A 14,139-nucleotide genomic window follows, 5' to 3' on the forward strand; every position below is an offset into this window, starting at 1 on the left:
ACTCTCCAGACTGCCGTTGGTAAGCGTCCGTCAAACACACCTTGCGCAATTGGCCGGGCGCCCATCTAACCGTCTCGATACCTCTATTCTCGTTTTACTTCAGTTGCTTCTCAAAACGAATGTCACCTTCCGGTAGGTTCTTCACGGGCTGCCAGCCAAGGTTTCTATAGAATCCGCTCGCACGGCTTGCTTCAGCGGTTTCTAACCATATCTTCTGATGGCGTTGAAATAGAAAAGACTCTGCTTTGTGCATCAGATTGCGCCCCAACCCGTACCCTTCGAATTCTGGCAAGACGAAGACCGCAAATACGCAACCATCTTCAATATCGACCATCGAAAAACCGACTGGAACACCATTGACCTCCGCGACCCAAGCGCACGGAGTCTCTGAAATTGCCTGACTTATAGCTTCAGGCGTTATGCCTATCTCCGTTAACTGATCTTGAGATAAGTGATTTTCCCGAACACTGGTTCGAATCTTAAAAATCGCATCAATATCGGCAAGTTTGGCAAGCCGGATTACTGCGTCCATGGCATCTTCCTTATTTCTATCCGTGTGATGAAAGCATCCTTACATATCCGGGCTATCACGCTACGAAATCCATTAATACTTGCACCGGGCTGATTTGCTCGCTGCGCTTGGCGAACTTGTGGCGTGTGAGAATGGCGATTTCGTGAGTGAGTTGCTCGTCTTGGTACCGCTTTTACCGGAACGAAAGCCGGCAAGGTTGCAGGAGATTGATGCCGGTAAATCGGTAGCCACTTGCGGATCCCGTTGCCATTGATGCCGTGATGGATGGCTACGCTGGAAATTGTCGCTCCAGATTGCAGGCATTCCTGGGCGACCTGGGCTTTGAACGGTTTGGGGTAAGAGCTGCGCTGACGCATGGAAATCCTGGCGATAAGGGTGAACGCGTCCGCTTAAAAATACGCGGACATCATCGTCCGGCATACTGGAGTTCGGTGGGTGTGTTCGCCATCCGCCTACTCCCTGATACAAGCGACCTACTCCAATTCGGACGGCGTCGAACTCTCCGTCAACACACCTTCCAAACTTCAGCCCCCGGTGGCTCCGCTGTACAGCAGTTACTCCAAGTAGATGGTTCGCGAATAAGGCTCCAGCGGCCTGTAGAGCGCCTCACAGGGTTTTGATCGCCGTTACAGCTCCATGTGGGGTTGGAGGCTGCTACTTGCTTTCTGGGTGCCCTTCAGGCTCCCGGAGAGAGGTTGGCACTTTTCTGCAGGCGAAAAAAAAGACCTTGAAATTCAAGGTCTTTTTTTAAGATGGTGCCCGAGGGAGACTCGAATAATAGTATAACTATATAATTAAAATGGTTTTTTGCATATGTACACCTCCACGTTGTACCGTAAAGTGTACACCCTGCCTGTCTCCAATAAGGACTGGTGTGGATGGAAGCTTGATCGGATTTCTCCATCCAATTTCCGACGAACTGTGAATAATATCGACAAAAAACTAGTTACGGACAGGCTCCCTGGTCTGCCAAAAAATTCCGAATTGACACATGGCGGACTTTCGCGATTAGTCGGGCGGCATGAGCTCAGCAAACTTATCTTGATGAAACTCCTCAGTTCGATCAATCGTGTCCAGGGCGCTCCGAACATTGCCGGCGACATCCGCCGATCCGGGTATCTCTACCCAGTTTGAAAGCTCCATGATAGCGGCCTCCAGGGCGAGCAGGTTTTCGTTGATCTTAAATCGCGGGGAAGGGAGTCAGTCTGAGTTTGGCATTGTGCAATCCTCCGTGGAATTTTCAGCCTAGCAGGGGGATTACTGACCTCGGTAGGGTTACGCATGGTCGGAAGGACGCCGGGAGAAGGGGGCATCCACATTCGATTGCTGCCAGTCATAAAGGGCCGCAGTCGACCCGAAGCTGTCGGTCGATCTGAGGACATGGGTTGGATGGTGTGTACCAAGGGGCTGCGGATTCGACATGAACGTGCTTCTGCTTTTGAGGCAGGAAAGGTGTATCCAATGTGGCCAGCGCTTCACCTTGTGATCGTGACCAGAACAAGGTCGAACCGCACTGCGCGCAGAACTCGCGTATTACCCTCTCGGAGGAAGCATAGTGTTGACGCCGACGCCGAATTGGCCCTAGTGCCGATTTAAAACTGACCCGCCTCAAATGGCACCCGTGTAGAACAGGCATTCGTTTGTGAGGAGTCAGACTGGGTCAGTGACATTTCGGCAACTAGGGGCAATTCCGCTTCGGCGCCAACAGGCAGGATTATGCGTTGCGGTTGAGCGTTTCGTTAGCTTCGTCGTCGGCACGTTTTTTAAGGTGGCGGCGCATGGCGACAGCAGGGGCATCACTGGCAACAGATATTTCGTAGGAGTGATCATCTACATCACCGAGTACATCCTCCAACGCGCCCAAGCCCTCAACATCTTCATTGAAGGCGGCGAACAGTTGCTCATGCATGAACTCACCAACCGCCTCGTCATCCTGGGCGAAGTCACGACCGTGGACAATGAAGTAATGCATGGTGCTGTGAGTTTCCGGGGTCAGAATATGGGCAGTGCAGATGTGAAACTCCTTGCGATCTAACGGCGCTATCGCCGAGTCGTAGAATGTGACGCTGACTTGATGCAGCCCGGGTGACAGGAACTCGGAAGTAGCGATGCGTGCAGCGGTACTGCAACCGTCCAGGCCAGTGGTTTTGGCCCATACCGGAGACAGAGTGGTGGGCACTACATTGCGCATCAATTTGTAATGTCCCTCTTTGAGATCAAGTTCGTACGGGGCGCTGGCATAATCTGGCGTGCCAATAGTGGCTGCGTGCAGGAAGGTTAGATGGGTCAGGTCCATCAGGTTTTCATGCATGCTTACGTAATTGCCTGGGTGATGGAAATAGCCGGAGGAACATTCCCAGCTGCGTGTCTCGGTCCAGGGCAATTCAGGAGGGCGTCTGGAGTTTGCAAGTTCTGGATCACCCATCCAGATCCACAATAGTGAGCCTTGCTCAAGCACGGGGTATTCGCGTACACCGATACCCCGTGGGCAGCTTCGCTGTGACGGCACGTTGATCAGGTTGCCTTGAGTGTCATACCGAAAGCCGTGATAGCCGCAGACTAGGGTATCGCCCTCTAGATGACCACGTGAAAGCGGATAGGAACGATGAGCGCAGCGGTCTTCAAGTGCAATGGCTTTGCCGGCTTCGCTGCGATACAACACTACGCGCTTGCCGAGTAGTTTTCGCGATAGCAACTCCCGTGTAACTTCATTACCGAAAGCGGCTACGTACCATTCGTTAAAGATGAACGAGGTGTCGCGGGTAGCAAGTGGACTCATGGCTTTGCGCGAATTGGCAATGATGTTATTGATAGGCAGGCTCATGCATAGGCTCCTTGTTATTCAGGGTTTACAGGTCCAACACTATCGACTCGGTGCGCGCGCGGGACACGCAAATCATCAGCGTTTCACCGCTCGCCTGCTCGGCGTCGGAGAGGACGTAATCACGGTGATCAGGTACTCCGCTGCAAATCGTGGTTTCGCAAGTACCACAAATACCGGAACGACAGGAAAAAGGTACGTCGATGCCATGGGCTTCCAACGCTTCGAGAATGCTCTGATCTGGGCCTACCTCAATATCCAGGCCACTGCGTTGCAGCGTTACGTTGAAGCGCTCGAGTGCTTGCGGATTTGCGTCACTGGCAGGTTCGGGGGCCGAGAACCACTCGAAGTGAATACGCGGCGTCGGAATGTCTGCGGTGCCGGCCTTGACTGCTTGCATCAGGGGGGTAGGGCCACAGCAGTAGACATGTTCGTCGTCCTGCAGCGAACTCACGAGAGTCTCGATATCTAGGAACTGACCGGCGCACTCATCGTTGAAGTGAAAGTGCACTCGTTCCGAGTCAAGACCCTGCAGCGTTTCGTAGAACGCAGCCCGTTGGCGGTTGCGCACAGTATAAAAAAGTCGCCAGTTCTTACCCTGCGCCATGCACCAGCGGATCATCGCCAGAATGGGGGTAATACCAATGCCACCGGCCACAAAACAGTAGCGCTTGGCGTTGACATCCAAAGGGAAATTGTTGCGCGGAGCACTGACTTGAAGCATGTCACCCTGCCGTACGTTTGCGTGAATTAAGCGCGAGCCGCCGCGACTGGCCGGAGCCAAGCCGACCGCGATGACATAGCGATGTCGCTCACTGGAATCGTTGAGCAGCGAGTAATGTCGAATTTGACCGTTTTCCAGGCGCACTTCGAGGTGCGCTCCAGGCGTGAATATCGGTAGCTCCCAAGCATCGGGGGCTTGTAGTTCTATCAGTGCCACCTCTTTGGCTTCCGCCACGAATTGGGTGACTCGTAAATTCAGGCTGGGCTGGGTCATTGTTTTAGGGTCCTGAGGTACTTGGCCGCGACCGCAATGAATGCGTCGCCAGCCGGCTGTCTGACCTGAATAAGCTTACGTAGCATGGGTATTGCTTGCAGTCCACCCAGAGGAGGACAGGTGGGCAGCCGAGTTTGATGCGTCTGGAGAGAACTACGATGGTCGGTCCGGACGTTGTATTTCGGCTGGTTGATAGAGGCCATAAGTGGCGTTTGCCGTCGTGGGATCTAGCTACGCAGCCGCAGCAGGCAGCCTCAGACCATTGGATCCTGTCACAAGTTCTTTCAGTTGCATCGCTTAATGCGGATTGACAACTTTGGCCTGGATGCGCAGCACTAACAGGCCACCAAGAGCAATCACGAGGGATAACATGTACAGCGCGAGGCTGGCGCTGTGGGTGGTGTCACGCATCCATCCAATTAGGTAGGGCGCGACGAACGCCGCGACGCTGCCCAGGGAGCTGATCAGGGCAAGCCCTGGCGCAAGAACTGGACCGGCCAAGTAAGCCGGCGGCAACTGCCAAAACATCGGCAGCGCGCTGCTGGCGCCCATGCCCGCGATAGACAGGCCAATCATGACCAAGATGGCAGACTCTGGTTTCAGCCCGGTCAAGGTCAAACCCAGCGCACACATCAGAATAGGCACGCAGAGGTGCCAGCGACGTTCCTTCCTGCGGTCGGAGGAGCGACCAACCGCGATCATGAAGAAGCATCCTGTCAGGTAGGGAAGGGCGCTGAGCATACCAATCTGGCTGTCATGAGCAATACCTGTACCGTGAATCAGGGTCGGCATCCAGAACGCCAAGGTATTTACGGCCAACATCACGGCGAAATAGATAGCCACGAGTAACCAAACCTGAGGGGTGATCAAGATGCTGCGCCAGGAATTGATCTGTTTACGTTCTTCCTCACGCGCCAGTGCTTGTCGCAAAGCGTGTTTCTGGTCATCGCTTAACCAGCGAGCGTCCTCGACTCGGTCGTCCAGTCGGTTCAGTACCACTAGGCCCAGCAATACCACCGGCAGGCCTTCAATGAGGAACATCCATTGCCAACCCCTCAACCCAGCGATGTTTTGAAAGTTTTCGAGAATCCATCCCGACAGTGGGCCGCCGACTACACCGGCCATTGGGACAGCAATGGCGAACAGGGCAGTGACCGAGGCTCTGCGTTCGTTTGGGAACCAGCGGTTGAGGTAGACGAGGATGCCCGGGAAGAAACCGGCTTCTGCCACCCCTAGGCCGAAGCGCAGGCCATAGAAACCGTGAGCGCTTTCAATCAGTAACATCGAACTGGAAAGAAGACCCCACGTCACCATCATCAGGGCGATCCAGCGTCTTGGTCCCAGCTTGTCCAGCACCATATTGGCTGGTACGCCGAACAGTGCATAGGCCACAAAAAACAGACCAGCTCCGAGGCCATAAACAGTGTCGGAGAATTGCAGGTCAGCGCTCATCTGAAGTTTGGCGAAGCCAATGTTGATCCTGTCCAGATGGGCGAAGACATAGCTGACGAGTAGCAACGGCATCAGCCGCCAGATGATCTGGCGATGGGTGTTTGCTTGGACCTGAGATAATTGCAGGGACTCAATGATCTGGCTCATGAAGCATACCTCTTAGGATAAACGTGAAGGGAATCACCAGATTTTCAGGGTATAGCTGAGGATCACGCGGTTCTCGTCCATATCGCTGGCGTAACTCGTGCGATAGATGGCGTTGCGCCAACGCAGACCCAGGCCCTGAAGCGAGCCGCTCTGAATGACGTAGGCGAGGTCGGTGTCGCGTTCCCATTCATGGCCGCGACCATTGCTGGTTTGAATCTCATCGCCGCGCAGATAACGGGTCATAAAACTCAGACCGGGTAAACCAAGGGCCACGAAGTCGTAGTCATATCGGACTTGCCAGGAAATTTCTTCGGCATTAGTGAAGGTGCCGATAGTCACAAGGTTAGCTGTGTAGGGAGGGGTGTAGCCGTTAAGGGTGGGGAAGGCGTCAGCGCCGTACATGCGTTGGTAGGCGAGCCCGAACTTGTGTGCGCCAACATTCAGCGTGCTCATTACGTTGAAGTTGCGGTTATCGATATTACCGGCTTTGGTTGAACCAGCGTTGTCGCTGTCAAAGAAACGCAGATCTGTGAGCAGTTTGATGTTCGGGCCCAGTGGCAACTTATGGACTAAACCGTAAAAGTCCTGGCGGTAGACGTCGCTCAGTTCTCCGCGAAAGACACTAGCGGTTAAACCATGGCCGACGTCATAGCTGGCACCAAATATATTAAAGGCGCCACTGTCAAAGTCGGCACTGCGTCCGGCCAGGTACATACGGTCGCTGCCGGACGATTCACGCGTTCGTGAGCGCCAGAGTTGCCCTGCGGTCAGGGTTAGTTTCGGGATTTCCCGAGACTCGACCAAGGCGCCATCGAAGGTCTGCGGCATCAGGCGCATGTCATCACGGAAAACGACTGGCAGGGTGGGTGTCAGAATACCGACATCGAGCCGGGTCTCGGAAAACCGCACCTTACCGGTAACGCCCATATGGCTGAAGTTGTCTACTGGCTTGCCCGACTGAGGACCGTACGGCAGCGTGCCGTCGCCGCTGCGGCCTCGCCCTGAGTCAAGTTTGACTCCCAGCAGGCCCAGTGAGTCGAGGCCAAAGCCGATAGGCCCTTCCGTGAACCCCGATTGCGTCCGGAACATGAAGGCTTGTGACCAGTTACCGACTTGAGACTTGGCCGCACCTGCTTGGCGATAGTCTCGGTTTTGGTAGAAGTTGCGCAGTTCAAGGCTACCCTGGCTATCGGCGATGAAATCGGCGTGGGCCAGCACTGGCAACGCCAGCCCGGTCGCCAGCGCAAGGCAGATGGTACCTCGTTCAGGTTTGAGCATTTTGTGTCCTTTATTATTGTTTTACGGAATTCGCCGTCGCACACTGAATCGCTGACGTTCAGCGATAGTTAGATAGCCGCCAACCTCAATCCTCTAGCCGTCGTACATGGTTAAGGTTCGTCATCCACAGGTGCAGCAACACAGTCAGTACTTCTCTAAGGGAAATGCTGGATTGAAAGGCTGCCGCGCTGACGGGGGGAAGGGGGAGACGCACGTTCAGATGGGTGACGGTTCATCGGTGATCCCAGTTATTGTTGTTGTCCTTGTCAGCTTACTGGGCCTGCAGGGCGAAGCTGTCCTCCGGGAGGTGGACAGGCATGATGATCGTCGGCATTCTATTGGTTAATAAGTTAACTATCTGGCTTTTTTCCAATAGACCTAACACCTAACAATGATAATTATCAGGTAGCCGCCATGATCCGTCTTAGTACCCCGCAGGTTTCGACCTTGCCCCAGGGAGTCCGTCATTTCGCTGAGTTGACCAGTCGCTTAGGCACCCCGGAATTTCCCGTTGCGCTGTTGGATTACCTTGGCCAATGGGCGAACTGTCAGCATTTTTCAGTCCTGCGCATGGATGGCCAGCGGCCGCAATTGCTGTCTTCCGGCACTCGACACCAGGACGCCAGTCTGGTGCTGCGCTGTGGTAAGGCCTATATCGAGCGCTACTATCGGTACGACCCTTTGTTCGAGCCGTTGCTTGCGGCCCCAGGCCAAGTTGGCCATCTGCTGGCCCAGGATATCCGCTTTATGCCGTATCGAGAGTCGATCTATCAGCGCAATGGCATGATTGAGCGCCTATCGAGCCTGTACCTGGACGAACAAGCGCGGCCGGTGTTGTTCAATCTCTACCGGCACCGCGATCAGGGTTTCTTCAGCGATGGTGAGCTGGAGATGTGCGAGTCGCTCAACCCTTCGTTATTGCAATTACTGCGTGGTCATCTGGCGCTTACTGGTTTGAGCTGTACAGTCGATCACCACCAGCAATTGCTCCAGCGCTGCCCTGACCTCACGACGCAAGAGTTGAATATCTGCAGCCGATTGCTTCGAGGAATGTCTCATGCAGGTATCGCGGCTGATTTGGCAATAAAGGAAAGCACTGTGAAAACCTACCGTAATCGGGCGTTTGATCGACTCGGGATCCACTTCCGCAGCCAGTTGTTTGCGCTGTTCTCAGCGACGAGTTGAAACGTTCGATGAGAACTCGAACGTCATGCATTTAGGCAGTCATGTTCACGGGGTCATCATTTGTGAGTTCGGTTGGGCGGGTGTTGAATAGGGAAACGAGATTTTGACCCCTTCTCAGCCTGCAAAAATAGAGTTCGACTAGTGTTCGATGCCCTGTTTTGGAATCATTCCTTCTCGGCTCTCGATCCTCAGGAGACCATCAGTAAGTTATGTTGTAAGCGGATAACGGTAACCGTCCGAGCAGCCCCATCGGATTTCGAAGCACTTCAGTGCCTGCCTTGAACCCACTGAGATTGATATTCGGACGGTGGAATCGCTCGAACACATTGGTATCGAGACCGGCAGCCTGCGCAGCAAGTCGATCGATGAATTCGAGGGGCAGAAGTTTCACTACGTCATCACGCTATGTGACAAGTCTTCCGAAGAAGCTTCGCGAATGCCGACTTCCAGTGAGGTGATCGTGTGGAGTTTTGAAGACCCGACCACCAGTGAAAAAACATGAGCCTTTCCGCCATGCACTTCAAGAGATTCACGACCGCATCAAAATGTACGTCACAGTGAAGACAAGACCGTGATGTTGGACTCGCGGTGTCGGTGTAGGCCACAAGCTGGTCGATTTTGTCGGCCGTACGCGTTCGCAGTGACAGCCACCATACGCAGTGGCAGCTTTTAATGGAGCAATGCACAGACGTTCAGTTTTGGTAACGAAGCCCCTGTGACGTCAAGTGCTGCTGAGAGTGATCCAAAAACTTAGACGTATCGACATTTAGGAGGAAAAGGCTTCTGAGCGTTGCCTACTAACATCAGCAACGCCTATTCCATGGATGCCATCTCCAAACCGACTACAGATATTTATGACCGTGTAGAGATCGTACGCGGCGCAACCGGTTTGATGGAGGGCGCAGGCAACCCGTCAGCGGCGATCAACCTCGTGCGCAAACGCCCAACGGCAGCGCCCCAGGCCCTGATCGAGACATCCGTAGGCTCGTGGGATGACTACAAGACCATGGTCGACCTGTCTTCCCCACTGAACCAGGAAGGCACACTCCGTGGGCGTACCGTACTGACCTACAACAACGCCAACAGCTACATGGACACGGCGAAAAAAGAAAACCAGGTGTTCTACAGCATCCTGGAAGCCGACCTGGCGGAAAACACCATGGCGACCCTGGGGTTCACCTACCAGAAGGACCGCAACTCCGGTTATGACTGGTCGGGTTTGCCAACGCGAGCAGACGGTGGTTTCTATCCACTGTCGCGCTCCACGTCACTGACCGGTAAATGGAACCACCTGGACAAGCGCAACACCACGATCTTTGCCGATATCCAACACTACTTTGACAACGATTGGAAACTGATAGTCTCCGCCAACCAGACGTGGGCCAAATCCGACTTCCTCGGCAACTTTACCCAGCGTGTGAGCGGTACGGATGACAGCTTCCGCCTGCAACCACGACACTTCCGCTACGACGACACCCAGACTGGGGTGGATATGTACCTGTCAGGCCCTTTCCAGTTCCTGGGGAAGCAGCATGACTTCGTCGTCGGGAGTAACGTGCGCGTCGATGATTTCGACTATCACGGCGGTAACGACACCTCCTACAACTACGTTTTCGACATCAACAACCCAAATGCTTTCGACCCACCGAAGCCAACCGCGTTGAACGCCAGCAAGTGGAAGTACAACCAGACCCAGAAACAGGCCGGCGTGTATGCGGCGAGCCGCTTCAGCCTGACCGACTCGACCAAATTGATCCTGGGCAGCCGGGCCAGTTGGTTCAAATCGGAAAGCCTGACCAATGTGACGCGGCCCATCCGCGGGGAATAAACCAAGAAGGGCGAGATCACACCGTACGCCGGGCTCGTGCAGGAGCTGAATGAAAACTTCTCGGCCTATGCCAGCTACACCGAGATTTTCAAACCGCAGAGCAACCTCGACGCCAGCGGCAAGACGCTCAAGCCAATGACCGGTTCCAACTATGAGTTGGGCTTGAAGGGCGAGTTTCTCGACAAGCGCCTGACCACGGCCATTGCCTTGTTCCAGTCCGATCAGACAGGACGCGCAGAGGCCGTCAGCGAAAGCGAAGCAGAGATCATTTGCCCGAATGGCTGCTACCGCGCCTCGGAAAAAGTCCGCAACCGTGGGATCGACCTGGAGATCAACGGAGCCCTGACGTCGACTGGAACGTATCGGGTGGCTACACGTACACCCAGTCCAAATACATCTCGGGCGAACAGAAAGGTGATGACTTCTCGGCCTCCTCCCCGCGCCATCTGTTCAAGATCGCCACGGACTACCGTCTGCCAGGCGTGCTGAACAAAACACGCGTGGGCGGCAGCATCTTTGCCCAAAGCAAGATGACCCAGACCGAAGTGGGCGAAACCTACAAAATCCAGCAAGGTGGCTACACCCTGACCAACCTGCACGCGATCTACGAGATCAACAAGAACCTGGAAGTGCAGTACAATCTGGACAACGTCTTCGACAAGAAGTACATCCAGACCACGGGCAACACCAACTACTGGAACTTCTACGGCGAACCCCGCAACTTCAACCTTGCGCTACGGGCCAAGTTCTAAGATCTATCAGAAGGCGGATATACATCCGCAGTCCTCTCATAAGATTCCGTACACGGCGTTTCAGAGTGTGCTCCTAGGCCGATTTGCCGTTTCCGTTATCGAAATCAATCAGCCAATAGCTGCCCTCCGCGAAGGGCCGCTTCTGGACGATTCTGTTGAAAAGGTCGGTTTGCCCTGAACGCTCGAATATTGATGGGTGAAACACCTCTTTTACACGCAGCCACGTGAAATCCGAATCCTGAACCTTCGGCGCAAAACACAGATTTCAATCTCAGATGCGTACTTTTCTGCTATGGAGACCGAAGCCGACTTTTTCAATAGAATCGGCCGGTTGTTGACCTTCAGCTAGAGGTTGAATTGCCCGGATTTTCCTAAGCGAAGAGTGAGCAAATGCACGGTCAGTAGCATAGTAATATCGCGTCGATTCAGCGGGTTGGTTTACGTGGTAATTTAGGAACCACGCCAAATGCTTGTTGCCGGCCATAGCCAAAATTGCGCCCGTCACGTTGACGTACTAGTAGTGCCATTTTCGAACTCCTCATGAAGCCAAAAATTTTAAAACCTTCCTCACGTCATCCCGCCAAGAATGTTGAGTGTTATCAGGGATCAAGGCCCCTGCGACCTGCGAGGGTTGTCCACTAACGCGGGACTGGCGGCTCTTTACGACCGGGAGCTTGGGCATCTCATGACCTGGCCTCCTGAACACTTCCGAGGAAGCGGGCGGGTGGGGGCTGCATCGGCTGACGAAACCAACGCCGCGAGATCCTGAGTCAGGTAAAAGCAGTGATGCGATCACCGGGGCATGCCTGACTGTCAGTCAGGTGCAGTCCATTTCTTGGGTTGCGGCACCATCATCTGCATCGCTGTTGCTGGTGACTTCTGTGTTTGTCACGCTGATTGTCACGAGGGGGAATGCCGCAAAGCCTTGTACGACGTGGCTTGCAGCAGTGGTACGAGCGCCCGTCTCTTTCCGGGAGAAAGAGACGGGCACAGGTTGGCGCAAGGAAATGGCCAAGCGGATAGGTTGCTGCAGAGCAGCTATGAAAGGGTATGAGTTGCCGCAGTAGGCACACTGGTAAAAGAAGGCATCCATCACATCGCTGTGACCGTGCGAGCTGCCGGACGCTAATCGCACTTTGGGAGAACCACCACGGGGTGGCGTAGCCTTAAAGGTTCTGGCTACCTGGGTTGCTGTCAATGACAGCGCTTTGCCCGATCTTTTCTACGCCTGTGGATAATTCGGGTCAAGGCTCGAATTTTCGGGAGTTCTGCGGCTGTGGATGAAATTATCCAACGGTGGAAATCAGTGGTTTTCCACAGATAGTTGCGTGGGCTTTAGATTTTTTAAGTGAGGTCATCCAAGAGGGCGGCTTTGCAGCCCTGCTTGGATGGACCCGCGTGGAAGGCTGGGTTGTGGAGATCTCACCGGCTTACCAGTGTTGGAATGCGCCACGGTAGTTTTGCAAGGCGACGATGTTGTCGTCGAGCGGGTCGAATTCGTGAGGTATTAAGTGATCACTGAGTCGCCGTTGAGTCTGTCTCGATAGGCTGCATTTTGGGGAGGATCATCTTGGTGTGCCGGGCGTGCTGTAATTGACGGTGCAGAAGGGCGTGCGAGGAACTGATTAACGCGAGTATCGAATTGATCGCGAAGGTTGGCTGTAATGCCTTCTTTGAGGGCATCGAGATAGTCTGCATACCACTGCATCATGATCCGACGTTGCGGCAGGTATAAGGCTTGATTGTACTCACCAGAGATGCCACCCTCGACGTGAGCCAGCTGGCTTTCGACATGATCCTTCAGCCAGCCATGTTCGCGCAGCAGCGTGCTTGCGGTATGACGAGTGCCATGGCTGACGAGTCGTCCTTTATAGCCGATCTTGGCGAACACCAAGTTGATCGTGTTTTCACTGATGACTGGCTGCTTTTCACCATTGCCTGGGAATAGATACCGGCTGCGTCCAGTGCTTTGATTCAGTTTGGTAAGCATGGCAATCAATTGATGAGGTAGAGGGCTGACGTAATCTCTGCGCATCTTCATGCGAGCGGCCGGGATGGTCCATATCCCTTCTTCGAAATCGATCTCTTCCCATTTTGCATAGCGAACCATGCCGGGGCGGCTCGCCGTCAGAATTGTCATCCATGATGCAATCCTCGCTGGTAGCCGGCTGGTGGTCTTGCTTAAGGCTCGGAGAAACTCAGGTAGTTCGTGTTCGTGCAGATGTGGGTAGTGTTGAGTGGGCGGTGGAGCTATCGCAATGGCATGGAGTTCGGAGGCTGGATTGTGTTCGCACAGGCCGCGTGCAATGGCTTGACTGAAAATCTGTTTCAGCCAGGTTCGGGTCTTGTCCGCAACATTGAAGGCGCCTCGTTTTTCGATGCAGGCCTGCAGTTTTGCGCAGTCGCTTCGAGTGATGAGTTCCAGTTGTTTCTCGCCGAGAGCGGGCAGTAGATCCTTATCGAGATAGTCGCGGATCTTCTTCAGCGTCGCGCTGCTGCGGCCGGAGTCCGCTTTGAATTGGTACCAGTACTCCGCGGCTCGCTTGAAGGTGTTGAGCCCGGCCTCCTGCTGTCGCAGTTTGTCATCGCGACGTTTGGTGCCGGGGTTGGTGCCTTGCTTGAGAAGGTTGCGGCATTCTGCGGCTCGTTCACGAGCTTCCTGCAAGGAGATATGCGGATACACGCCCAGTGACATGCGCGCGGCCCGACCCTGATAGGTGTACCGGAAGTGCCAGTACTTGCTGCCGTTGGGTTTCACCAGCAGGGCAAGACCCGAACTATCACTCAAGGTGAACGGTCTGTCGGCAGGCTTGGACGCTTTGATTTGCAAGGCGGTCAATGGCATCGCTGTATACCTCCGGTTCTCGAACTGGAATATGTACAGAAAATGTACCAAAAAGAGGCTGGCTTGCAAGAGATGGGGGTGGAACCCCAGAGACCAAAAAGCCCGCAGTTAGCGGGCTTTAGAGGTGTTGAGTAGACGTTGGTAATCGTCTATGTGCTGCAAATGGTGCCCCGAGGAGACTCGAACTCCCACTCCTTTCGAAAACGGATTTTGAATCCGCCGCGTCTACCAATTCCGCCATCAGGGCTCAATGGCGGCGAAGTATAGAGATGAGATTACCGTTGGTCAATCACGTTTCATGG

At 54.3% G+C, this 14,139-nt stretch carries 9 protein-coding genes, 1 tRNA gene and 3 pseudogenes; 4 read left to right on the forward strand and 9 right to left on the reverse strand.

All coding sequences use genetic code 11. The features are described 5' to 3' along the window. Positions 1 to 94 precede the first annotated feature (94 nt). The 7 genes and pseudogenes from JWR98_RS16065 to JWR98_RS16090 form a co-directional block, all read right to left on the reverse strand. Positions 95 to 532: a GNAT family N-acetyltransferase gene (locus tag JWR98_RS16065; protein WP_205490527.1), complete on the reverse strand. Its 438-nt coding sequence runs from the start codon at positions 530 to 532 to the stop codon at positions 95 to 97. A 206-nt stretch (positions 533 to 738) separates the two neighbouring features. Further along, a pseudogene (locus JWR98_RS30255) lies at positions 739 to 888 on the reverse strand (transposase); the annotation flags it as partial. A gap of 977 nt (positions 889 to 1,865) precedes the next feature. Continuing rightward, positions 1,866 to 2,087: pseudogene (locus JWR98_RS29470) on the reverse strand (GFA family protein); the annotation flags it as partial. A gap of 159 nt (positions 2,088 to 2,246) precedes the next feature. Then, positions 2,247 to 3,356 (reverse strand): aromatic ring-hydroxylating oxygenase subunit alpha, encoded by a 1,110-nt coding sequence (locus JWR98_RS16075; RefSeq protein WP_205490531.1) that lies wholly within the window; start codon positions 3,354 to 3,356, stop codon positions 2,247 to 2,249. Between the two features lie 25 nt (positions 3,357 to 3,381). Next, positions 3,382 to 4,350: a PDR/VanB family oxidoreductase gene (locus tag JWR98_RS16080; RefSeq protein WP_205490532.1), complete on the reverse strand. Its 969-nt coding sequence runs from the start codon at positions 4,348 to 4,350 to the stop codon at positions 3,382 to 3,384. 297 nt (positions 4,351 to 4,647) lie between these two features. Continuing rightward, positions 4,648 to 5,949, reverse strand: coding sequence for an MFS transporter (locus JWR98_RS16085; protein WP_205490533.1), 1,302 nt, complete (start codon positions 5,947 to 5,949; stop codon positions 4,648 to 4,650). Between the two features lie 33 nt (positions 5,950 to 5,982). Beyond that, positions 5,983 to 7,227, reverse strand: coding sequence for an OprD family porin (locus JWR98_RS16090; RefSeq protein WP_205490534.1), 1,245 nt, complete (start codon positions 7,225 to 7,227; stop codon positions 5,983 to 5,985). Between the two features lie 414 nt (positions 7,228 to 7,641). On the opposite strand from JWR98_RS16090, the gene JWR98_RS16095 reads away from it, so the two are divergent. From JWR98_RS16095 to JWR98_RS29480, 4 genes and pseudogenes are all read left to right on the forward strand, one after another. Continuing rightward, positions 7,642 to 8,412 carry a helix-turn-helix transcriptional regulator gene (locus JWR98_RS16095; protein WP_205490535.1) on the forward strand — a complete coding sequence of 257 codons (771 nt, stop codon included), beginning with the start codon at positions 7,642 to 7,644 and terminating at the stop codon, positions 8,410 to 8,412. Between the two features lie 307 nt (positions 8,413 to 8,719). Next, a complete protein-coding gene (locus JWR98_RS29985; protein ID WP_341869737.1) occupies positions 8,720 to 8,914 on the forward strand; it encodes a low molecular weight phosphatase family protein in 195 nt (64 codons plus the stop codon). Between the two features lie 657 nt (positions 8,915 to 9,571). Next, positions 9,572 to 10,729, forward strand: a pseudogene (locus JWR98_RS29990) (TonB-dependent siderophore receptor). Beyond that, on the forward strand, positions 10,636 to 10,992 hold the full coding sequence (locus JWR98_RS29480) for a TonB-dependent receptor domain-containing protein (protein WP_341869739.1): 357 nt from the start codon (positions 10,636 to 10,638) through the stop codon (positions 10,990 to 10,992). Before JWR98_RS29990 ends, JWR98_RS29480 begins: the two are co-directional and overlap by 94 nt. 1,507 nt (positions 10,993 to 12,499) lie before the next feature. Here the strand turns inward: JWR98_RS29480 and JWR98_RS16110 are convergent. Both JWR98_RS16110 and JWR98_RS16115 read right to left on the reverse strand, forming a co-directional pair. Continuing rightward, positions 12,500 to 13,837: a tyrosine-type recombinase/integrase gene (locus tag JWR98_RS16110; RefSeq protein ID WP_225908736.1), complete on the reverse strand. Its 1,338-nt coding sequence runs from the start codon at positions 13,835 to 13,837 to the stop codon at positions 12,500 to 12,502. Positions 13,838 to 14,000: 163 nt separating this feature from the next. Then, positions 14,001 to 14,084: transfer RNA gene (locus JWR98_RS16115), tRNA-Leu, on the reverse strand. Between the last annotated feature and the right edge of the window lie 55 nt (positions 14,085 to 14,139).

It is taken from the genome of Pseudomonas lactucae (genome assembly GCF_016937615.1).
Classification (GTDB): domain Bacteria; phylum Pseudomonadota; class Gammaproteobacteria; order Pseudomonadales; family Pseudomonadaceae; genus Aquipseudomonas; species Aquipseudomonas lactucae.

Bases quoted from the DNA above. Each gene is read 5' to 3' on its own strand.
- JWR98_RS16080 (WP_205490532.1), bottom strand. From the start codon at position 4,350: ATGACCCAGCCCAGCCTGAATTTACGAGTCACCCAATTCGTGGCGGAA.
- JWR98_RS16085 (WP_205490533.1), bottom strand. From the start codon at position 5,949: ATGAGCCAGATCATTGAGTCCCTGCAATTATCTCAGGTCCAAGCAAAC.
- JWR98_RS16110 (WP_225908736.1), bottom strand. From the start codon at position 13,837: ATGCCATTGACCGCCTTGCAAATCAAAGCGTCCAAGCCTGCCGACAGA.
- JWR98_RS16095 (WP_205490535.1), top strand. From the start codon at position 7,642: ATGATCCGTCTTAGTACCCCGCAGGTTTCGACCTTGCCCCAGGGAGTC.
- JWR98_RS16075 (WP_205490531.1), bottom strand. From the start codon at position 3,356: ATGAGCCTGCCTATCAATAACATCATTGCCAATTCGCGCAAAGCCATG.
- JWR98_RS16065 (WP_205490527.1), bottom strand. From the start codon at position 532: ATGGACGCAGTAATCCGGCTTGCCAAACTTGCCGATATTGATGCGATT.
- JWR98_RS16090 (WP_205490534.1), bottom strand. From the start codon at position 7,227: ATGCTCAAACCTGAACGAGGTACCATCTGCCTTGCGCTGGCGACCGGG.